This window comes from Rugamonas violacea, assembly GCF_016461825.1.
GTDB lineage: Bacteria > Pseudomonadota > Gammaproteobacteria > Burkholderiales > Burkholderiaceae_D > Rugamonas.
In genome coordinates this window covers 92,380-113,109 of sequence record NZ_JAEMNU010000071.1, presented here as the reverse complement: position 1 = coordinate 113,109, position 20,730 = coordinate 92,380, and the positions used below count along the sequence as shown (strand labels likewise).

Sequence of the window (20,730 nt, the reverse complement as noted above, 5' to 3'; positions counted from 1 at the left end):
TGCGGGTGTATGGATTGTGTCGGCCCTGCGGCATTTCGCAAGCCTGTGTAGCCTCGCCCGGGACGGATACACGGGCATACAAAACTGTAGGCCAAGGCGGCCGACTTGCTGCCGGATCAGTCGTTTTTGTTTGGCTCGGCCGCCAGCGTCAGGCGCGCTTCCAGGCCGCCGCCGGGACGCTGGTGCAAGGTCAGGCTGGCGTCAATGGCCTGCGCCAGCTGGCGCGCGATGGCCAGGCCCAGGCCGGTGCCGCCGGTGGCGCGGTTGCGCGACGACTCCAGGCGGTAGAAGGGCTGGAACACCGCCTCCAGTTGCGTGTCCGGTATGCCGGGGCCGCGATCGAGCACGGCGATGTTGAGCCGTCCGGCCGCGTCGACGGCCACCTCCAGCTCGGCGGCGCCGGCGAACGCCAGCGCGTTGTCGCACAGGTTGCCGAGGATGCGGCGCAGCGCCAGCGGCCGGCTGTGCAACGCGGCGCCGACGCGGCCGCGCAGCACCACCTGTTGGCCGGCGTCGCGGTAGTCGCAGACCATGCTGTCGAGCAGGGCGTCGGCGTCGATGCGGCGCGCCGGTTCGGCGCTGCCGTGCAAGGTGCGCGCGTAGCTGACGCCTTCGCGCACCAGCGCTTCCATCTGTTTCAGGTCGGCGCACAGCTTGTCGCGCTGCGGTTCATCCTCCATCAGGTCGGTACGCAGGCGCATGCGGGTGATCGGCGTTTGCAGGTCGTGCGAGATGGCGGCCAGGATCTGCATGCGCTCGCTTATGTAGCCGGCGATGCGCTGCTGCATGGCGTTGAAGGCGCGCGCCGCGCGGGCCACTTCGCTCGGTCCCTGTTCGGACAGATGGGTGGCGCGCAGGTCCGGGCCGAGCGAATCGGCGGCTTGGGCCAGCTCGTTCAGCGGCCGTGTCGCCAAGCGCACGGCGGCCCAGCAGCTGGCCGCCAGCAGCGCCAGTTGCAGCAGCATTAGCAGCGGCAGCCAGGGCGACAGCGGCATGCCGCGCGGATGCAGGTCGATGGTCAGCGCGGCGCCGTCGCGCAGGCGCAGGTGGACCTGGAAGCGTTGGCCGGCGCCGGGCAGCGGGTGGGCGCTGACGGTGTAGTGGCTGCCGATGGCTTCGGCCAAGGAGGCCTCCACTTGCGCCGACAGGCGCGCGTCCGCCACGCTGCCGGCCGCACCCGCACCCGCACCCGCACCCGCACCCGCACCCGCACCCGCACCTTCACCCGCGCCCGCGCCGAGCATGAAACTGTAGCCGCCGCGTTCAAGCCGGGGCAGCCAGGCGGCGCGTTCGGCGGCCGGCAGGCGGTCGAGTAGGGCCAGCGAGCTGGCGACGTCGCGTTCCATATAGCCGAGCATCATGCTGGTGGCGGCCTGGCCACGTTCGTAGGCGACCAGCGCGAACGACAGCCCCTGCGCCAGCGCGAGGCCGGCGCACAGGATCAGCGCCAGACGGCCGAACAGGCTACGCGGCCAAACGCTCCGGCCGGGCCAACCGTGCCCGCCCGACCAACGGGTCCGGTGCGGCAGGGGCGGGCTCAAGGCAGCGTTCCAACGGCGCTGACGCTGGCCGAGAACACATAACCCTCGCCGCGCAGCGTCTTGATGTAGCGCGGCTCGCGCGCGCCGTCACCCAGGCGCTGGCGCAAACGGCTCACCAGCAGGTCGATCGAGCGGTCGAACTGGTCGGCGTCACGACCCTGGGTCAGGTTGAGCAGCTGGTCGCGCGTCAGCACGCGCTGCGGGTGGTCGAGGAAGACGCGCAGCAGGCGGTACTCGGCGCCGCTCAGCGCCACCATGGTGTCGGCCGCGTCGAGCAAATGGCGCGCGCTGGTGTCGAGCCGCCAGTCGCCGAAGTGCAGCAGCGGCGCCGGCTCGTCCTGCTGCTGCAGCAGGTTCGGCGGCAGCATGCGGGCGCGGCGCAGCACGGCGCGGATGCGCGCCAGCAGCTCGCGCACGGCGAACGGTTTGCTCAGGTAATCGTCGGCGCCCATCTCCAGACCGATGATGCGGTCGGTTTCCTCGGCCAGCGCGGTCAGCATCAGCACCGGCGTGGCGCGCCAGGCGCCGGCGCGCAGATTGCGGCACAGGGTCAGGCCGTCTTCGCCGGGCAGCATCAGGTCGAGCACGATCAGGTCGACCGGGCCGTCCTCCAGCGCGGCGCGCATCTGCCTGCCGTTGGCGGCCAGCGTGACGCGCATGCCGTTCTTTTGCAGATAGGTGGCGAGCAGCTCGCGGATTTCGCGGTCGTCGTCGACGATCAGAATGTGGTCGGGATTGTCCATCGGCGCATGATACCGCAGCGCGAAGGCGGTTTGTGTCACAGTGTATCGGCGCCCGCCGGCGATACAAAACCTTGCACGCGGCACCGTTCGGCGACATATGCGCGATACGCCGGCGCACTTCAATACAGGCTTTCCCCCGTTCAGGAGTCCGCATCATGCGCAATACATTCGTCAAACCGTTTGCCGCCGCCGTCGGCCTGAGCATCGCCGCCCTTGTCGTGGCGGCGCCCGCCGCGCTGGGCGCCGCCCTGGCCAAGCCGCTGCCGGCGCCGCCGTTCAGCGGCATCGAGCAATGGCACAATTCGCCACCGCTGGTGCTCGCGCAACTGCGCGGCAAGGTGGTGCTGGTCGATTTTTGGACCCACAGCTGCATCAACTGCTACCACACGCTGCCCTTCGTCAAAGCCTGGCACGACAAGTACCAGGCGCAGGGGCTGGTGGTGGTCGGCGTGCACACGCCGGAGTACCCGGAGGAGCGCGACAGCGCCGGCGTGGCGGCCGCCATCCGCAAGTTCGGCATTCGCTTCGCGGTGGCGCAGGACAACGGCTACGCCACCTGGAACGCCTACCACAACCGCTATTGGCCGGCGTTCTACCTGATCGACAAGCAGGGCCGCATCGTCTACCAGCACTTCGGCGAGGGCCGTTACGAGGAGACCGAGGCGGCGATCCGCGCGCTGTTGGCGCAGGCGGGCTAGCACGGTTGTGCTACGGCGGCGATTCATTACTGCCAGATAATTGTGGTAGCGCTACCTTAATAGCGTTGCAAGGATCACATTATTGTAGTGAAAGGGCTCTAAAATACCCACCATTTTGATGGTCTGAAAACAACTTCCACCACCGGTTTCTGTTGTAGACTTGTTGCCTTGTATCAACTTTCTCAATAAAAAACAACCAAGGGGTAAAGATGAAATCAGCAATTTTGGCGGCCGGACTGGCCCTCACCGTATTCGCCCAGGCGCCGGCCCAAGCCTGGCAGCAGGAGACCCACCGCCGCATCGTGCTCGACGCGATCGATTACATGAAGGCCAACCCGGGCAGCACCAACTACACCAAGCTGGCCGCCGGCGTGACCCGCGCCGGCTACACCATGGAGCAGTTCGCCAAGGCGCTGGGCCAGGGCGCCTATGACGTCGACGACTTCGCCGACACCTACCTGTGCGGCGCCTCGACCGGCAACTGCCAGCAGGCGCCGGTGTGGGGCGCGGGCGCCAGCATCGTCAAGTACACCTCGTACTGGCACTTCCAGAACCACACCTCGGGCGCCGACGTGCACGGCAACCCCTTCGGCGGCTACAACTACGCCAAGCTGGCGGTGGCCGGCGATGTCGACAACCTGGCCGCCGGCTGGTTGTACGGCGACTATCTGGACGACGGCGCCGGCGGTCTGAAGGGACTGTTCGGCGACAGCAGCAAGTACAACAGCTACGGCGTCACCGAGGCGCACTACCGCCTGGGCGGCAGTTCCAGCGCCGAGCAGTACACCGACTTCGAAAAGGCGCCGTTCCAGCCGATCGACAATCTGGGCCAGTACTGGTGGCAGCAGTTCCTCGCCCAGCCGACCGCGCAGACCCTGGGCTTCGTGCTGCACACCACCGACCTGCTGCAGCCGCACCACACCTGGACCACCTCGGCGCACGACCACGGCGGCTGGGAACAGTGGGTGCTCGACTACTACGAAAAGGAAAACCTGAACAATCCGGCCCTGGTGACGGCCGCGCTGGCCGACTTCACGCCGGTGCCGGCCAACGGCGTCGACATCCGTCCGCTGCTGACCCAGGGCGGCACCTACTCGTACGCCAACGGCGGCATCGTGCTGTCGTCGAAGGACCAGGCCGACCGCAGCCGCGTCGGCCGCCAGATGATCCCGCACTCGATCGCCATGGTGGTCCACGTGCTGAACCGCGCCGCCGAACGGCTGGCCAATTGATCGAGCTGGCGAGGATGATGGCAACGGCAACGGCAACGGAGCAGGCGTTTGCGTCGACGCTGGCCGGTGGCCGACGCGGGCGCCGGCCGGCCGTGCTGGCGGGGCTGCTGCTCGGCGTGGTGCTGGCGACGGCCTTGCCGGCCGGCGCCGAGGTGAGCTACCCGGTGCGCGACGCCGCGTTGGCGGCGCGCGTCAACGGCGCGCCCTTGCACGCCTTCGCGCTGGACGCCGCCTGGCGCCTGGCGCGCTTCAAGCAGCCGCAAGTCTCGCGCACCGCGACCTTGGAGACCTTGATTGGCGAGCGTCTGCTGGCCGCCGCCGCGCGCAAGACCTACGGCGAGGCGGCGCTGTATTCGGGCCAACGGGTCGGCTTCGTGCAGGACGTGGCGCTGGACGACCAACTGGCCGGCAGCCTGCGCGGCTTGTATGGCAAGGAGCTGGAGCAGGTCCTGCTGCGCCTGCCGGGTGGCAGCCTGAATGGCGTGGTCACGGAGCGTCCCGCGCTCGACGGCGCGGCGCTCGACGGCGCGGCGCTCGACGCGGTGTTCGGCAAAGCGGGGCAGCTGCGCCTGGAGCTGGCCTTGAACGAGCAGCAGCAGGCGCGGGCGAAGAACGTCGTTGTGCTGCGCTATGCCATGCCGAGCGGTGCCAAGGGTGTGTTGAGCCTGTACGACATCTATCGGCGGCAAAACGTGCAGGGCCGTTCGCAACTGTTCGCCCGCCAAGCCGACTTCCTGCAGCAGCAGGCGATGCAGAGCCTGGCCGCGTTGTTCGTGCTGGACTGGGCGCGCAGTCAGTTCGGCGGCGCCGCCGTCGACGATTTGCGCGGCGTGCTGGCCGACCAGGAGGCGGTGCTGGCGCTGCAACGCCTGCATGGCATCGGTATCGACACCGATTCCGGCAGCGCGCTGCTGGAACAGTTGGCGCGCCAGGCCGGCGCGGCCGAGATCCAGGCATATTATCGGCAGCATCAGGAGGAGTTCGTGCGCATCGAGCGGGTCAAGGCGCGGCATATCCGCCTGCCCGACGAGGCTAGCGCGCAGGCGGTGTATGCGGAGCTGCGCGCCGGCGGCGACTTCGCCGCGCTGGCGCGGCGCCATTCGCGCGCGGCCGACGCGCGCAACGGCGGCGACCTCGGTTGGATCAAGCACGAAGGCAAGCCGGACTGGCTGGCGCAACTGGCCTTCGCGCAGGACAAGGGTGAGGTGTCGCGGCCGATTCGCGCGCCGGTCGGTCCGCACGATCCGGCGTATTGGGAGATCGTGTTGGTCGAGCAGCGGGTGAACGGCATGCAGGCGGCCGATTCGGAAGCGGTGCGCTATGTCGCCAGCAACGCGGTGGCGCGCGAGAAGGCCTTGGCGCAGCTGGCCGCACTGCGCGCACGCGTGCTGCGCGAGGCGCGCATCGAACTCAATCGCGGCGTGTTGGATCAACCTTTGCAGATATTGGAGCGGAGCTGATGAAACCACTGCATGGACTGGCGGGCTTGTTGTTGGCGGGTGCGGTGGCCTGGTGGAGCTGGCCGCCGCATGCCGGGGTGATGCCGTTGGCGCCGTCGGCGGCGCAGGGCGGGGGCGCCGCGCTGGCCGGCGCCGCGCCCGCTTCGGCGGCCGGCGGACAATGGTTCGGCGCCATGGCGGACGATGGGCAGGAGTTGAAGCGCGTGCCTTTGCCGCCGATCGAGGGCAACCGTTCGGCGTGGTTGAGCATGGCCGAGGCGCGCGAGCATGGCGACCAGCGCACGCCGCCGTTGCAACGCGACGAGGCCGCGCCGGAGCGGGCCAGCGCGGCCCAACTGGCCGACCCGGAGGCTTACCGCCAATACGAACAGGGGCAGAAGCAGCGCATGCTCAGCGCCTATGTGACAGCGGCGGAGAGCGAGCTGCCGGCCTTGCGCGCCGACGTCGAGCGGGCCAGGGCGGCCGGACTGCCGGCTGCCGACATCGCCAAGGTGGAGGAGAAGATCCGTCGCATCGAGGAGCAGCGGCGGCTTGTTATCAAGGACAATCCCGGCCTGGCCAGCGCGCCGGCGCCGACCAGACGCTAGGATCGCCGCCCGTCATGCCGTTAGCGTGGCGGGCGGTTTGGCTTTTTCGGCCTGGGGCGCGGGAATGCCGGCTAGGCCCACAGGCGAGGAGCCAGGGTCGGACCCCGCGGGTCCGACCCTAGTTTGTGCCGCTGGGGTTTGCCGGCGTTTCAGCCATCGTTAGTAGAAGTAGGGCGTCTTGCGCGCCCATTCGTCGCCCTTGTAGCGCTTGTGTAGCAGGTTGAAGGCGTTCTTCGACAAGGCTTTGGCGTCGGTGTCGAGGCAGCCGCCACGGGTCGACTGCACGACCACGTGCAGCAGCCACGGCAGGTCCGGGTCGGCCGGCACGGCGGCGACGCGTTGCAGCACGTGGGCGCCGATGAAGCCGGTCGAGGTGGGCAGGGCGCCCAGCGCGGCCATCTCCTGCTTGCGCGACTCGGCGCGGCCGGTCTCCGGCGCCGGCGGCGACAGTTCGACGGCGGTGTCGGGCTCGCCCCAGCCGGCGGCGCCGCGCGGGATTTTGCACCACAGATCGGCCAGGGTCTCGGCCTTGTCGCGCGGCGTGCTGCCTGCCTCGATGCGGCTGCCGTTGACGACCGGCGACAGGCCATACTGTAGCGCGCTAAGGACCATGGCGTGGCGCCGCGCCGGGGCGGCGGGCAGGGCGCGGTACTGGCGCATGGCGTCGGCCAGCGCCGGCGCGGCTTGCGCCAACTGGGCCGCTTGCAGCGCCAGCTCGCCCTGGCCGAGCAGGTCGGCGCGCATCCAGGCCGCCACGGCGATGCTGGCGCGCAGGCCGGCGTCGAGTTTCGGGTGGCTGGCCAGGGCGAGCAGCTCGGCGGTGCTCAGGCCGCCGTTGAGCCAGCGCAGGCCGTCGGCCGCCACTTGCGGCGCTTCGGCGACGCGCGCGCTCTCGCCGGTGTCGGCGTCGGCGCTGCGGCTGACGCTGCGCAGCAGGTAGTTGGCGGCGTCGGCCGGCGAACTGGCGACGGCGAAGCGCTCTTGCAGGAACAGGTTGCGCGCATCGGACGAGGCGCTGGCCGACAGCGCCGGGCTGGCCAGCATGGCGTCGCCGATGGCGCGGGCCGGTTCGGCCTGGCCCTTGAGACGGTAGTGGCGGGCCAGGGCGTAGCGCACGGTCAGGTACTCGGGCGCGCCGGCCGGCACCTTCAGCGCGGCCTGTTCGAGGTCGGCCGGCATCTGGCCGGCCTTGAGGGCGGCGGCGACCAGCCAGACGCGCGTCTGGCCGGCGTCGCCGCCGTGCTTACGCCACTGTTGCAGGGCATGGGCGCGTTGCGGCGCGCAGCCGCTGTCGGCGGCCTTGGCGGCGGCGCCGTCGCTATCGCCATCGCTATTGTGCGGCGCGCCGCATTGCTGCAGCGTTTGTATCCAGTCCATGAAGCCGGTGACGGCGCGCAGCTGCTGCGAGGCGGCCTGCTTCTCCTTGCTGGTCCAGTCGGACAGGCGGTCGTCGGCCAGCACGCGCCAGTCGCCCAGGTGGTCGTCCAGGTAGGGATCGGCGCGCGGATCGTCGAGCAGCTTGCTGAGTTGGGCGAAGCGGGCCTCCGGCGTCAGCCGCACCTGCATGGCGCGGACGATGGCGCGGCTGGCCTCGTGCAGGCTGGCCAGCGCCGGGTCGCGCTGGATTTTTTGCGCCGCGACGCTGATGGCCGTCAAGCGGTCTTCTTGCAGGGTGCTGGCACCGACCTTGACGGTGCGCGCCGCGCCCTGGTTCTGTTCGGCCGCCTGATTGTTCGCTTGGCTGGCGGCTTGGCTGGCGGCGCGCGCCAGCGAACGCAGGTTCAGGTAGTCGCCCCATTGCCGCAAGGGGTGGTCGGCGGTGGCGCCGATCTGGCCGAAGCGCTGCGCGCTGACGATGTAGTTGCCGTCGTAAAAAGCGGCGGCGGCCAGTTGATACTGCTGCATCTGGCGCCAGTACAGCGCCTCCGTGGCCGGCAGTTCGAGCGGTGGCGTCACGACGACTTTCGCGTCGCCATAGCCGCGTTGCGTGGCGTCCGGATCGTCGCCGCAGAATTTGAACACCTGGCGCTGGCTGGCGACCCAGGCCGCCAGCCGCGCCGGCGTGGCGTCGGCGCGCTTGGCCAGCTCGCCCAAGGTGCCGGTGGCGAAGACGTAGGCGCCGCTCGGGCAGTTGAGATAGCCGGAGGCCAGCATGTCGTTGTCCTTCTTCGGCGCCGGGGCGCGCTTGAGGGCGGCGGCGACGGCGCCCTGCCAGGCGGCGTAGATCTTGCTGCCCTGGCCGGCGTCGAGCCAGCCGCCGACCTTGCTGCCGAGCGAACGTTCCAGGCCGCCGGCGCGGTTGGGCAGCGTCTTCAGTTCCTGCGGGCCGAGCGCGATGGCGCGCCAGGCGCTGTACAAATACATCCGCTCGAAGCTGGGCAGCAGCACGCCCAATTCGCCGTTCTGGTAGCGCGTCGGCGCGATGTCGCTGGCGCCACGGTTGACGAAACGGTCGTAGTTGTCGCCGCCGCCGCTGGCGGCGGCGTCGGCGCAGGCCAGGGCCGCGCAGGCGGCGATCAGGCGTAGCATCATGGGGTGCTCCTTAATTGGCTGGGGATGAAGGTGGAGCGGCGCCAGGCGCGCCGGTCGAACCAATAGCGTTTGTTGTAGCGCGCCTCGACCTCGGCGCTGAACGGTTCCTGCGGCGAGAAGCCGGCGGCGCCGCCACGGCAGCGCTGGTGCAGCTGCTCCGGTTGGTGTTCGATCAGTTGGCGCAGCTCGGCGTTGTCGCGGCCCATGCGGAAGAACATCGGCACCACTTCGTCGGCGTCCAGGTTGTCGAGCCAGGCGGGCGAGCGGCACCACCAGGTCAGCGCGGTGACGCTGAGGCGCATGCGCGGCGGCAGCGCGGCGCGGATCTGCCGCACCAGCGATTGATAGAACTGGCGCTGCGAGGGTTTGGCCTCCATGTCCAGCTGGACCCAGCCGGAGGTGCTGTCGGCGGCGGCGTCGAGCGCGGCGCCGACGATCAGCGCGCGGCTGCCTTCGATGTCCTCGGGCGGGCGCACGATGCTGACTTCGACGTGCAGCACCGGCGTGATGCGGGTGCCCGCCGGCAGCGCCGGTTGGCGCATGCGCGGCCGGGTGCGGATGGCGGCGCCGCTGAGCAGCACGTGGCGGTGCAGCACGGCGGCCTCCGGCGCCGACCAGGCGGGCAGTTCGGCCTCGTCCCACAACCAGGCGATCTGTTGGGCGCTGGCGGGAGCGCCGGCGCCGAGCAGGGCGCACAGCAGCATGGCGGGCAAGGGGCGCAACAGCGTTGCGGGCGGGGCGCATGGTTGCTTGATGCCGAGGGCGGCGAATAGGCGGCGCGCGAACGCGCGGCCGGCGCCACCGCGTGGCGGTGGCCGGGCGGCGGTGTGACGAGGGTGAAGCTGCATGGTCAGGCGATTTCTTTGCTGCGCGCCCCGGCCGGGTGCCGGGCGCTCAAGACGAAATTGTAACCGATACAACTGTGCGCAAAAGCTAAGCGTGCGACTGAGCGTACGGTTAGCCGCGCAGTTAGCCGCCAGTCAGCCGCGTAGTTAGCCGCGAATCCAGCGGGCGAAGGGTTTCAGATCCAGGCCGGTGGGCACGAACCAGGCCTTGCGCGCCAGGTCGTACTCGGCGCCGAGCGCCTTGACTTCGAGACGCTCGTGGAAGGTGGCGGTCAGATACTGGCGCGCCGGCGCGGCGGCGCGCGGCCGCTCCTCGTTGCGGCCCAGCGCGGCGTCGGCGGCGGCCATGGTCTTGGCCAGCCGCATTTGCGCGATGAAGGGGCTGCGCTGCGCCGCGTCGCTCGGCGACAGCAGGGTCAGGCGCGCCTTGGCGCGGGTGGCGGCGACGTAGAACAGGTTCTCCTCGTCGCGCAGCGCGCACAGGGCGCTGGGGAACTCGCCCACCTCCAGGAAGGGCAGCAGCACGTGGGCGTACTCCTTGCCCTTGGCGTTGGCGACGCACTCGATGGCGACGACGTCCTTGTCGCGCTTGCGGCTGGCGAAGGCCTCGCTGGCGTTGATCCAGGCCCAGAAGTCGCGCAGCGACATGCCGGTGCCGGCCGCCGCCGCCAAAAAGCCGGCCAGCGATTTGGCCACCACGCTGGCGTCGTAGGGACGGACAAAAATGCGCCGCGCCGCCGTCTCCAGCTGCATCTGGACGCAAACGGCGCGCAAGGCCTGCTCGGCGTTGGTCTCGGCGCCGGCCTCTTTCAGGGCGGCGATGACCTCGGTGATCTGCTGCGCCGCCGCGCGCGACTGTTCGCGCTCGTCGCTGCTGATGTAGGCGCTGAAGAAGTCGCGCAGCAGCTGCGGGTCCTTGGCGATGGCGAACTTGGCCTGTTCCATTTTCTGCGGCGTCAGCTCGACCTCGGCGAAGATCGCCAGCGCCTCGACGATGGCGGTGCGCACCTCGTAGGACTTGACGGCCTGCAGGTCGTCCAGCGCCAAGGCCATCATCCCGCGCAGGAACAGGATCTCGTCGCGCTGCAGATAGCCGGCCATCTCCGGCGTGCGGTAGCCGATTTTGGCGCGCATCAGCGCGTTCTCGATGGCCACCGACTGGTGGCGGTCGCGGATCAGGATGGCGCAGCCGTCGAGCGGATTGCCGTCGCGCTTCCACTGCGCCAGCGCGGCGACGGCCTGCTCGGCGCAGGCGTCCAGGCCGGCGCCGCTGTCGTAGTGGCCGTCGCGGATCTCGGTGCGCAGCGGCAGGTTGGAGTCGACCGGCTTGCGTTTGAACTCGGACATGGCGTAGGCCAGGTGCGGGCCGTGGCGGTAGGTGTAGGTCAGCGGGTAGCGCACCAGGTTCGGATAGCTCTGGCCGAAGCGGTGGCGCAGGAAGTCCTCGCTGGCGCCCAGCTTGGCGTGGATCACCTGGTCCTTGTCGCCGGCGCCGACGAAGAAGCAGGTCGGCTTGGCGATCAACGCGTTGAGGATGCGGAAGGCGGCCTCGTTCAAGTCGTGCAGCTCGTCGCAGACGACGACGCGGTAGGCCGCCATGTCCTGCGCCAGGTCGGGCATGGCCGACAGGCTGCGCGCTAGGTCGTAGGTGGCGTCGAAGGGGCCGCGGAACAGCGCGCCCTCGCGGCTGCCCAGGCGGATGCGCTCGTATTCGGTGGTGACCAGGAAGTCGGTCAAGGTCATGTTGAGCTGCTCGGCGCACTCCTCCGGGCCGAGGTAGTCGACGTCGACCTGCTCCAGCGCCATGGTCGCCTTCAGGCTCAGTTGCACGTCGAGGAACTGGCTCAGCGCGATGTTGTGGGTGCGCAGGTCGAGGTCCTCGTAGTGGCCGCTGAAACGCGCGCCGGCCTGCTCGATGGCGGCCAGGGCATAGGGCTTGAGCTGGCGCGGCTGCGGGCAGGCCTTGGCGTCGTCGCTGTCGACGCGGGCCAGCTCGCGGGCGGCGAAGTCCTCGAAGGTCAGCACGGCGATGCGCGCCACGGTGGCGTAGGGCACGCCGACGTCGAGCAGGCGCTGGCGCATCACGTCGCGCGCCTCGGGGGTGAAGGTCAGCGCCAGGATCTGCTCGGGCGCCAGCTTGCGGGCGATGGCCTCGCCGATGCGGATGGCCAGCGTGGTGGTCTTGGCGGCGCCGGCGTTGGCGTCGATCAGCACGACCTTGTTCTGCGCCAGCTGGATGGCGGTCTGTTCCGGGGTGGGGCGCAGGCCTTGCGGGATGAAGCGGGGGAGGTTGGGCTCATTCATCGCGCCCATTATACCGGCCGGGGTGCGGCGGCGGGGTTGCGCCGCGGGGTGCGCCGCCGACTCAGGCGGCCAGCGGTTGCGCCTTCGGCAGCAGGCTCGGCGCGCCGAGCCGGGCGGTGGCGCCGGCGATGAACTGGGCGCTGAAGACGCGCCGCTCGGCCGCCGTGTCGTGGCTGTCGATCAGGTTGACCAGCAGGTCGGCGGCGGCGGCGGCCATCTTCTGCATCGGCTGGCGCAGCGTGGTCAGGTTGTAGCTGAGCCAGTTGGACGGCTCGACCGCGTCGAAGCCGGCCACCGACAGGCGGCCCGGCACGTCGATGCCGAGCTCGTGGCGGGCGCAGTCGAGGCAGCCGATGGCCATCACGTCGTTGCCGCAGATGACGGCGTCGGGCACCCGGCCCAGTTCGGCGATGACGGCGCGCAGGCCGTCGGCGCCGCTGCTGTAGTCGTAGCGGCCGGGCACCACCACCGGCGGCGGCAGGCCCAGCTCGGCCAACCGCTCGCAGGCGGCCCGGCGCCGCTCGGCCGAGACGCTGGAGTCGGCCGGGCCGTCGATGATGGCGAACTGGCGGTGGCCGGCGGCGGCCAGGCGCGACACCAGCATGCGGCTGGCGTCGCGCTGGTCGCACAGCACGCTGTTGACGCGCTGGTCGGGCGCGGCGCGGTTGAACATCACCAGCGGCACGTGGCGCCGCTCGAATTCGGCGATGTGCTCGTCGCTCAGGCCGGCCGAGGCGATCACGCCGTCGACCTGGTATTGCCAGATGTCGGACAGGGCGGGGCCGACGTCGGCCTCGCGCGCCAGGTTGAACAGCAGCACGCGCTTGCCGTGGCGCACCAGTTGCTGGCTCAGCTCGGACAGCGCCTCCGGGTAGTACAGATTGGTCAGGTTGCTGATGACCACGGCCACCATGTTGCTGCGCCGCGTGATGAGGCTGCGCGCGGCGGCGTTGGGGATGTAGTCGAGCTGGGCGGCGGCGGCCATGACGCGGGCGTAGGTCTCCTTGGACACGCTGGCGCCGGGCTTGAAGCAGCGCGACACGGCGGACTGCGACACGCCGGCCGCCAGCGCCACGTCGTAGGAGGTGACGCGGCGCGCCTCGTGGGCGGCGGGGTGCCCGCACGGCGGCGAGCTGGGGGACGGCTTGGCTTTTTTCATTGTCTCATGTGCGCGGACGGGCGGCCGCCGTGCGGCGCGGTGCGCGCCGCCGTTGGCTCTGCTATGGCTTTGAGCATAGCCGAACATATTACTTTATGGCAATACCCCGGATGATGCTTGCATGAAATAAGTTTCCGGAGCGCACAAGAAAGGCGCGAACTGCCTTATCCGGCCCGAATGGCCGTGGAAAGTTCGGCCGCCGTGTGCGAAGGTGGCGCCGGGGCCTGTCGGTGTGGACATTTTTCTGATACAATCCCGCCCCTTTATCACGTGAAGGGTCGACATGGCCATTGCTTGCGGCGTCGATTTCGGCACGTCAAATTCCACAGTGGGCTGGGTACGGCCCGGGCACCCGGTGATGCTGGGTCTCGAGGACGGCAAGACGACCTTGCCGTCGGTCGTATTCTTCAACGCCGAGGACGAAGCGGTCAGCTTCGGACGTGCCGCGCTGGCCGAGTACTTGGCCGGCTACGAGGGGCGCCTGATGCGCTCGCTCAAAAGTTTGTTGGGAACCAGCCTGATCGACGGTCAGACGGAGGTGGGCGGCCGCGCCTTGCCGTTCCGCATGTTGCTGGCCCAGTTCATCGGCGAGATCAAGCGCCGCGCCGAGCAGTCGGCCGGCCGCGAATTCACCTCGGCCGTGTTCGGCCGGCCGGTGTTCTTCATCGACGACAGCAAGGCCAACGACCAGTTGGCCGAGGACACGCTGGCCGAGGTGGCCCGCTCGGTCGGCTTCAAGGACATCGCCTTCCAGTTCGAGCCGATCGCCGCCGCCTTCGACTACGAGTCGCAGATCGCGCGCGAGGAGCTGGTGCTGATCGCCGACATCGGCGGCGGCACCTCGGACTTCTCGCTGGTGCGCCTGTCGCCCGAGCGGGCCGGCAAGGCCGAGCGGCGCGACGACATCCTGGCCAACGGCGGCGTGCACATCGGCGGCACCGACTTCGACAAGTACCTGAGCCTGTCGGCGGTGATGCCGCTGCTGGGCTACGGCAGCCGCCTGCGCAACAACAGCGAAGTGCCGTCGAGCTACTACTTCAACCTGGCCACCTGGCACACCATCAACCTGGCCTACACCAAGAAGATGTGGACCCAGCTGGCCGACATCAGCCGCGACGCTGCCGAGCCGGAGAAGATGAGCCGGCTGCAAAAGCTGATCGACGAACGGGCCGGCCACTGGCTGGCGATGAAGGTGGAGGAGGGCAAGATCGCCCTGTCGGCCGATCCGGTGGTGCAACTGGAGCTGGACCGGCTGCGTCCGGCGGCGACGCTGGAGCTGCGCCGCGAGGGCTTCGACGAGGCCATCGTCCACCTGGTCGGCTCGGTCGAGAGCACCGTGCTGAACCTGCTGCGCGACGCCGGCGTCAAGCCGGCGCAGGTCGACACCGTGTTCTTCACCGGCGGTTCGAGCGGCGTGCGCTCGCTGCGCGAGAAGATCGCCGCGCTGGTGCCGGGCGCGCGCAAGGTCGAGGGCGATTTGTTCGGCAGCATCGGCGCCGGCCTGGCGATCGACGCCGTGCGCAAGTTCGGCTGAGGTCCCGGGCCGGCGGCTTGGCCGAGCTGTCCGGCCGAGCTCTTCGGCCGAGCTGTTTGGCCCGGCCTGCCCGCTGCGGTACAATCGCGCTCTTTCCCACCCTGGCTCCACCGCAAGGAAACGCGCAATGAATGTGTTCGACAAACCGATCGTCATGATCGACTTTGAAACCACCGGCCTGTCGCCCGACATGGGCGACCGCATCACCGAGGTGGCCGCCTTGCGCATCGTCGGCGGCCGCGTGGTCGACCGGTATGTCTCGCTGATCAACTGCAATGTGCGGATTCCCTCCTTCATCACCGGCCTGACCGGCATCACCCAGGCGATGGTCGACGGCGCGCCGGCGGTGGCGCAGGTGATGCCGGCGCTGCTCGACTTCATCGGCGACGACGCCCTGTCGGCCCACAATGCCAGCTTCGATGAGAAATTCCTGCGCGCCGAGGCGGCCCGGCTGGGCCTGCGGCCGGCGCACCAGGGACTGGTCTGTTCGCTCAAGCTGGCGCGCCGGGTGTTCCCGCAACTGTCCAGCTACAAGCTGGGCAATCTGTCCGGCCAGCTGGGCATCGCCTTCAAAAGCGCGGCGCACAGGGCCGAGTCCGACGCCGAGGTGGCCGCCGAGGTGCTGATCCATATCGGCCACCACATCGGCCGCACCTACGGCATCACCGAGGTCGATCCGGCGTTGCTGCAATCGGTCAACAAGCTGGCCGCCGCCAAGGTGCACCAGTTCCTGCAGAAGCAGGCGCCGCCGGTTTGAGCCTCGCCCGGGCGACGCCGGGCGCGATGACTTGATACGAAAATTTCGCCGAGTCGGACCGGATCGCATTACAATATCCGCCATCGTGACCCTTTAATTAATATTTTGTGAACGTTCGTCGCACCTTCGTCTATGCCTTGCTGTCGCTTCTGCTGCTGGTTTCGCAGCAGATGGGGATTTCGCACGGCCTGACGCATTGGGCCGGCGCGCGTGCTGGCGGCGAGCAGGCGCAGGTGCTGGAACGCTCCGAGAGCGCCTCCAAGTCGCTGGCGCTGGACCATAGCTGCAACCAGTGTCTGGCCTTCGCCCAGATCGCTTCCGCCCTCGATACCCCTTTCCATTCCTTCCCGGCCGCGCGCGTTGACGCCACGGCCGTCGTCTCCACGCCCGCGCTGTCGCTGTGCCAGCGCACCGTGTGCGTGTTCCAGTCGCGCGCGCCGCCCGTCCTGTCCTGATTGCATCGTTTTTTTGATACAACGTAGCGCTGCCGCTTTGGCCGCGCCGCGCCGCATTCATTCGTACAGGACAAATAACATGTTGAAACACAGCCTGCTGGCGGCCGCTGTGGCCGCCGCTTTCGCCGCACCCATGGCCTCGGCCGCCGATAGCAAGGAACTCAAGGAGATCCGCGCGCAGATCCGTCAGATGAAGGATTCCTACGAGGCGCGTCTGCAAGCGCTGGAGCAACGCCTGGAGAAGGCGCAAGTCGCCACCACCGAGGCGCAGGCGCAGAGCAAGGCGCTGGCCGCTAGCGTGGCCGCCGCGCCGGTGGCGTCCGGCGTCGCAAGGGAACCGGTCGCCACGGCGGCGCCTGCACCGGCCGTTGCCGCCGCCGCGCCGGCGTCGAATCTGTTTAACCCGAACATCTCGATGATTCTCGGCGGCACCATGCAGAACCTGTCGCAGGACCCGGGCCAGTATCGCCTGCAAGGCTTCGTGCCGAGCGGCGGCGAGGGCGGTCCCGGTTCGCGCGGTTTCAGCCTGGGCGAGTCCGAGTTGACCATGGCGGCGAATATCGATCCGCAGTTCGCCGGCCAGCTGACCTTCGCGCTGGGCGCCGACAACACGGTGGGGGTGGAGGAGGCTTTCGTGCAGACCCGCGCGCTGTCCAATGGTCTGAATCTGAAGGCCGGCCGCTTCCTGTCCTCGCTCGGCTATATGAATAGCCAGCACGCCCACACCTGGGACTTCGTCGACGCGCCGTTGGCCTACCAGGCCTTCCTCGGCGGCCAGTACAAGCCGGACGGCGTGCAGGCCAAGTGGCTGGCGCCGCTCGACCAGTTCCTCGAAGTCGGTGTCGAACTGGGCAACGGCTCGGCCTTCCCCGGCACGGCGCGCAACAAGAACGGCAACGGCGCCACCACCGTTTTCGCCCACCTGGGCGACGACATCGGCGACTCGGCCAGCTACCGCGTCGGCCTGTCGCACCTGCGCACCGGCGCCAACGAGCGGGCCTTCGAGGATGGCGGCCTGAACCATGCTTTCAGCGGAAAATCGCGCACCTGGGTGGCCGACGGCATCTTCAAGTGGGCGCCGAACGGCAACCCGACGCAGACCAATTTCAAGTTGCAGGGCGAATACTTCCGGCGCCACGAGAGCGGCGTGCTGGCGCTCGACAGCGGCGGCGAGAACGCGGCCAGCGGCAGCTACGCCAGCACCCAGTCGGGCTGGTATCTGCAGAGCGTCTACCAGTTCAAGCCGAACTGGCGCGCCGGCCTGCGCTATGACCGCCTGGCGTCGGGCAGCCAACGCATCGGACTGGTCGACGACGGCACGGTCGGCCTGGCCAGCCTGCCGATCCTGGAAGCCTACACGCCGTCGCGCAGCAGCCTGATGTTCGACTACAGCCCGTCCGAGTTTTCGCGGCTGCGCTTGCAGTTGGCGCGCGACAAGTCGCGTCCCGGCGTGAGCGACAATCAGATTTTCCTGCAGTACATCATGAGCCTGGGCACGCACGCGGCCCACGCTTTCTAAGGAGTTGCCATGAACTTGAAACGATACTCCCTGGCCGCCGCGCTGGCCTGTCTGGCGGCCGGCGCGGCGTTGCCGGCCCGTGCCGAATTGAACATCCTGGCCTGCGAACCGGAGTGGGAGGCGCTGAGCAAAGAGTTGGGCGGCGACAAGGTCAAGGTCTCCAGCGCCACCAACGCGCTGCAGGACCCGCACCGCATCGAGGCGCGGCCCAGCCTGATCGCGCGCACGCGCAACGCCAACCTGCTGGTCTGCACCGGGCTGGAACTGGAGGTGGGCTGGTTGCCGGTGCTGTTGCAGCAGTCGGGCAACGGCAAGATCGCCGCCGGCCAGCCGGGCAACTTCGAGGCCGGCGTGCTGGTGCCGCGCCTGGACGTGCCGGGCAAGGTCGACCGCAGCGAGGGCGATGTGCATGCCGCCGGCAATCCGCACATCCAGCAGAATCCGCACAATATCGCCCTGGTGAGCGTCGGCTTGGCCAAGCGTCTGGCCGAGCTGGACCCGGCCAACGCCGCCTATTATCAGGCGCGGCAGAAGGATTTTGCGGCGCGCTGGGACGCCGCCATGCTGAAGTGGGAGAAGCAGGCGGCGCCGCTGAAGGGCGTCGCCGTGGTCGAGCACCATAAGAACATGGAGTACCTGATGGGCTGGCTGGGCCTGCGCCAGGTCGGCACGCTGGAACCCAAGCCCGGCGTGGAGCCGAGCGCGGCCCACTTGTCCGGGCTGCTGGCCCAGTTGCAACGCCAGCCGGCCAAAATGGTGCTGCGCGCGGCTTATCAGGACGGCCGCGCCTCGCAATGGTTGGCCGAGCACGCCAAGATCCCGGCGCTGGTGCTGCCGTTCTCGGTCGGCGGCGACGACAAGGCCAAGGACCTGTTCGGCCTGTTCGATTCGACCGTGCAACGTTTGACGGACGCCGCCAAATGATGCCGGCCGATCTGGACCTGATGATCATCCTGCCGGCGCTGCTGGCCGGCCTGCTGGTGCTGGTGACGCACATCCCGCTGGGCGCCCAGGTGCTCAAGCGCGGCATCGTCTTCATCGACCTGGCGATCGCCCAGATCGCCGCGCTGGGGGTGATCATCGCCGGCGTCGGCGACCTCGATCCGCAAGGCTGGGCGGTGCAGGGCGCCGCTGCGGCGGCCGCCGTGCTGGGCGCCTTGCTGCTGACCTGGACCGAGAAGCGCTGGCCGGAGGTGCAAGAGGCCCAGATCGGCGTGATGTTCATCCTCGCCGCCACCGGCGGGCTGTTGCTGGTGGCGCACAATCCGCACGGCGGCGAGCATTTGCAGGATTTGCTTGCCGGGCAGATTTTGTGGGTGCGTTACCAGCAACTGTTGTTGCCGGCCATAGGCACCGTGCTGATCAGTGCCGCGCTGTTCTTCTTCCAGCACAGTCTGAGCCGGCTCGGCTTCTACCTGATCTTCGCGCTGGCGGTGACCGCCTCGGTGCAACTGGTCGGCGTGTATCTGGTGTTCACCAGCCTGATCGTGCCCGGCTTGGCGGTGCGCCACTATGTCGGCAAGAAGCGCATGGCGCTGGCCTATCTGGTCGGCGCGGGCGGCTACGCGGCCGGCCTGGTGCTGTCGACCTTGTACGACCTGCCGTCGGGCGCGCTGATCGTTTGGTGTCTGACCGCGCTGGCGGTGCTGGTCTACGCGCTGGGACCCAAGCCGCCGGGCGGCTTGCGCACCTTGCATTCCTGAGCGCTTATCCCGCGCGACGATCCACTCGGCTTGTCGCGTTTGCCAGGCTCTTCCCGGTTCGCCGCGAAGAGCCTTTTTTACGTGGTTCGCATAATTAATAATTCCTTTCGGCACCAGTTGATGCAATTTTATTACTTTCCTTGAGCAGCCTCAAACCTATCCTGCAAGCCGGCATTTATAATTTAGGCAACATTGTCGCGCTGGGTTTGCGCATTCGCGCAGGGGTGGCGTTCGCCGGCTGGACCGGCTGGAGGTGGAGCATGAATAATCAAAGTTCGGCCAAGGATAGAAACGACTGCTACATGTGGTTCCGCGAGGCTGCGGAACACGGCAACGCCTACGCGCAATTCAACCTCGCGCTACTGCTGAAAAAGGGCCAGGGCGTCGAACGCGACGACGTCAGCGCCTTTCTATGGATGCGTTTGGGGGCGCTGCAGGGGCTGGCCTTCGCGCAGAACCACCTGGGCGCCATGTACTACAACGGGCGCGGCACCGAGCGCGACGACGGCGAGGCGGCGGCTTGGTTTCGCCGCGCCGCCGAACAGGGCGATCCATCCGCGCAACAAAACCTCGGCCAGATGTACCGTCGCGGGCGCGGCGTGCCGCGCAGCGACGAGCAGGCGCTGGGTTGGTTCCACCGCGCCGCCGACCAGGGTGTGGCGGGCGCGCAGACCTTGCTGGGCGAGGCCTATGCCCAAGGCCTGGGCGCGCCGCGCAATTATCCGCTGGCGCTGGCCTGGTTCCGCAAGGCGGCGCTGCTGGGCGACGCCGCCGCCCAGCTCAATCTTGGTTTGATGTACAAGCGCGGCCAGGGCGTGGCGCAATGCGATGCGCAGGCGCTGAGCTGGTTCCGCCAGGCCGCCGCGCTGGGCGACGCCGCCGCCCAGCGCCAGGTCGGCGTCGCCTACGCCGAGGGGCGCGGCGTGGCGGCCGACCAGTTGCGCGCCTACGCTTGGCTGTCGCGCGCGGCGGCGCAGGACGATCCGGACGCGCAGTTCAATCTGGGCATCATGCTGGCCAACGGCCAAGGCGTCGACAAGGACGACGCGCGCGCCATCAGTTGGTACAAGCGCGCGGCCGAGGTCGGCCATGTGTTGGCCCAATACAACCTGGGCGGCATGTACGCGCATGGCCGGGGCGTGCCGCGCGACCCGCTGCGGGCGCTGGAATGGTATCGGCTGGCGGCGGAGCAGGGCGCGCCCAATGCCCAGTTCAATGTCGGCGTGATCTACGCCAACGGCCATGGCGTGCCCAAGGACGAGCAGCGGGCCGTGTCCTGGTATCGCACGGCGGCCGAGCAGGGCGATGCCAGCGCGCAGAACAATCTGGGCGTGATGTACGCCAACGGCCAAGGCGTGGCGCAGGACGACGCGCAGGCGGTGCGCTGGTATCGGCGCGCCGCCGAGCAGGGCCACGCCTTGGCGCAGTACAACCTGGGCGGCATGTACAGCAGCGGACGCGGCGTGCCGCGCGACGCCCTGCAGTCGTATATGTGGATCTCGCTGGCGGCCGAGGCCGGCGACGAGACGGCCAGCACCAACCGCAAGCTGATCGCGCGCGGCATGACGCCGGCCCAGCTGGGCTGCGCCCAAGACCTGGCGCGGCAGTGGCATGCCGCCCACCGCGCCTGAGCGGAGCTGTTAAAACCCGTCGTTGCGCCG

At 69.0% G+C, this 20,730-nt stretch carries 17 protein-coding genes; 11 read left to right on the top strand and 6 right to left on the bottom strand.

Annotated features, from left to right (window positions below):
* Positions 1-116: 116 nt before the first annotated feature.
* Positions 117-1,529 (bottom strand): ATP-binding protein, encoded by a 1,413-nt coding sequence (locus tag H7U20_RS13680; protein WP_199759750.1) that lies wholly within the window; start codon positions 1,527-1,529, stop codon positions 117-119.
* A gap of 8 nt (positions 1,530-1,537) precedes the next feature.
* Entirely contained in the window at positions 1,538-2,284 is a 747-nt protein-coding gene (locus H7U20_RS13675; RefSeq protein ID WP_199759749.1) for a response regulator, read from the bottom strand.
* Between the two features lie 155 nt (positions 2,285-2,439).
* On the opposite strand from H7U20_RS13675, the gene H7U20_RS13670 reads away from it, so the two are divergent.
* The 4 genes from H7U20_RS13670 to H7U20_RS13655 all read left to right on the top strand — a co-directional run bounded on the left by H7U20_RS13670 (position 2,440) and on the right by H7U20_RS13655 (position 6,261).
* Positions 2,440-2,982, top strand: coding sequence for a redoxin domain-containing protein (locus H7U20_RS13670; RefSeq protein WP_199759693.1), 543 nt, complete (start codon positions 2,440-2,442; stop codon positions 2,980-2,982).
* A 209-nt stretch (positions 2,983-3,191) separates the two neighbouring features.
* A complete protein-coding gene (locus H7U20_RS13665; protein ID WP_199759692.1) occupies positions 3,192-4,214 on the top strand; it encodes a phospholipase in 1,023 nt (340 codons plus the stop codon).
* A gap of 17 nt (positions 4,215-4,231) precedes the next feature.
* Positions 4,232-5,674, top strand: coding sequence for a peptidylprolyl isomerase (locus H7U20_RS13660; RefSeq protein WP_199759748.1), 1,443 nt, complete (start codon positions 4,232-4,234; stop codon positions 5,672-5,674).
* Entirely contained in the window at positions 5,674-6,261 is a 588-nt protein-coding gene (locus H7U20_RS13655; protein WP_199759691.1) for a hypothetical protein, read from the top strand. Before H7U20_RS13660 ends, H7U20_RS13655 begins: the two co-directional genes overlap by 1 nt.
* Before the next feature lie 159 nt (positions 6,262-6,420).
* Here the strand turns inward: H7U20_RS13655 and H7U20_RS13650 are convergent, their stop codons facing one another.
* The 4 genes from H7U20_RS13650 to H7U20_RS13635 all read right to left on the bottom strand — a co-directional run bounded on the left by H7U20_RS13650 (position 6,421) and on the right by H7U20_RS13635 (position 13,101).
* On the bottom strand, positions 6,421-8,793 hold the full coding sequence (locus tag H7U20_RS13650; RefSeq protein WP_199759690.1) for a hypothetical protein: 2,373 nt from the start codon (positions 8,791-8,793) through the stop codon (positions 6,421-6,423).
* Complete coding sequence (locus H7U20_RS13645; RefSeq protein ID WP_233410743.1) at positions 8,790-9,515, bottom strand: DUF3142 domain-containing protein; 726 nt, start codon at positions 9,513-9,515, stop codon at positions 8,790-8,792. The genes H7U20_RS13650 and H7U20_RS13645 overlap by 4 nt, the downstream gene beginning before the upstream one ends.
* 270 nt (positions 9,516-9,785) lie before the next feature.
* Positions 9,786-11,942: an ATP-dependent helicase gene (locus H7U20_RS13640; protein WP_199759689.1), complete on the bottom strand. Its 2,157-nt coding sequence runs from the start codon at positions 11,940-11,942 to the stop codon at positions 9,786-9,788.
* A gap of 61 nt (positions 11,943-12,003) precedes the next feature.
* A complete protein-coding gene (locus H7U20_RS13635; RefSeq protein ID WP_199759688.1) occupies positions 12,004-13,101 on the bottom strand; it encodes a LacI family DNA-binding transcriptional regulator in 1,098 nt (365 codons plus the stop codon).
* A 283-nt stretch (positions 13,102-13,384) separates the two neighbouring features.
* Here H7U20_RS13635 and H7U20_RS13630 point away from each other — a divergent pair, with 283 nt between their 5' ends.
* The 7 genes from H7U20_RS13630 (at position 13,385) to H7U20_RS30770 (ending at position 20,700) form a co-directional block, all read left to right on the top strand.
* Positions 13,385-14,635, top strand: a complete 1,251-nt coding sequence (locus H7U20_RS13630; RefSeq protein WP_199759687.1) for an Hsp70 family protein — start codon at positions 13,385-13,387, stop codon at positions 14,633-14,635.
* A 127-nt stretch (positions 14,636-14,762) separates the two neighbouring features.
* Positions 14,763-15,392 carry a 3'-5' exonuclease gene (locus tag H7U20_RS13625; protein WP_199759686.1) on the top strand — a complete coding sequence of 210 codons (630 nt, stop codon included), beginning with the start codon at positions 14,763-14,765 and terminating at the stop codon, positions 15,390-15,392.
* A gap of 107 nt (positions 15,393-15,499) precedes the next feature.
* Complete coding sequence (locus H7U20_RS13620) at positions 15,500-15,847, top strand: hypothetical protein (RefSeq protein WP_199759685.1); 348 nt, start codon at positions 15,500-15,502, stop codon at positions 15,845-15,847.
* A gap of 79 nt (positions 15,848-15,926) precedes the next feature.
* Entirely contained in the window at positions 15,927-17,366 is a 1,440-nt protein-coding gene (locus H7U20_RS13615) for a carbohydrate porin (RefSeq protein ID WP_199759684.1), read from the top strand.
* A gap of 9 nt (positions 17,367-17,375) precedes the next feature.
* On the top strand, positions 17,376-18,290 hold the full coding sequence (locus H7U20_RS13610) for a metal ABC transporter substrate-binding protein (protein WP_199759683.1): 915 nt from the start codon (positions 17,376-17,378) through the stop codon (positions 18,288-18,290).
* Positions 18,287-19,069, top strand: a complete 783-nt coding sequence (locus H7U20_RS13605; protein WP_199759682.1) for a metal ABC transporter permease — start codon at positions 18,287-18,289, stop codon at positions 19,067-19,069. Before H7U20_RS13610 ends, H7U20_RS13605 begins: the two co-directional genes overlap by 4 nt.
* 260 nt (positions 19,070-19,329) lie before the next feature.
* Positions 19,330-20,700: a tetratricopeptide repeat protein gene (locus H7U20_RS30770; RefSeq protein WP_199759681.1), complete on the top strand. Its 1,371-nt coding sequence runs from the start codon at positions 19,330-19,332 to the stop codon at positions 20,698-20,700.
* Positions 20,701-20,730: the final 30 nt, after the last annotated feature.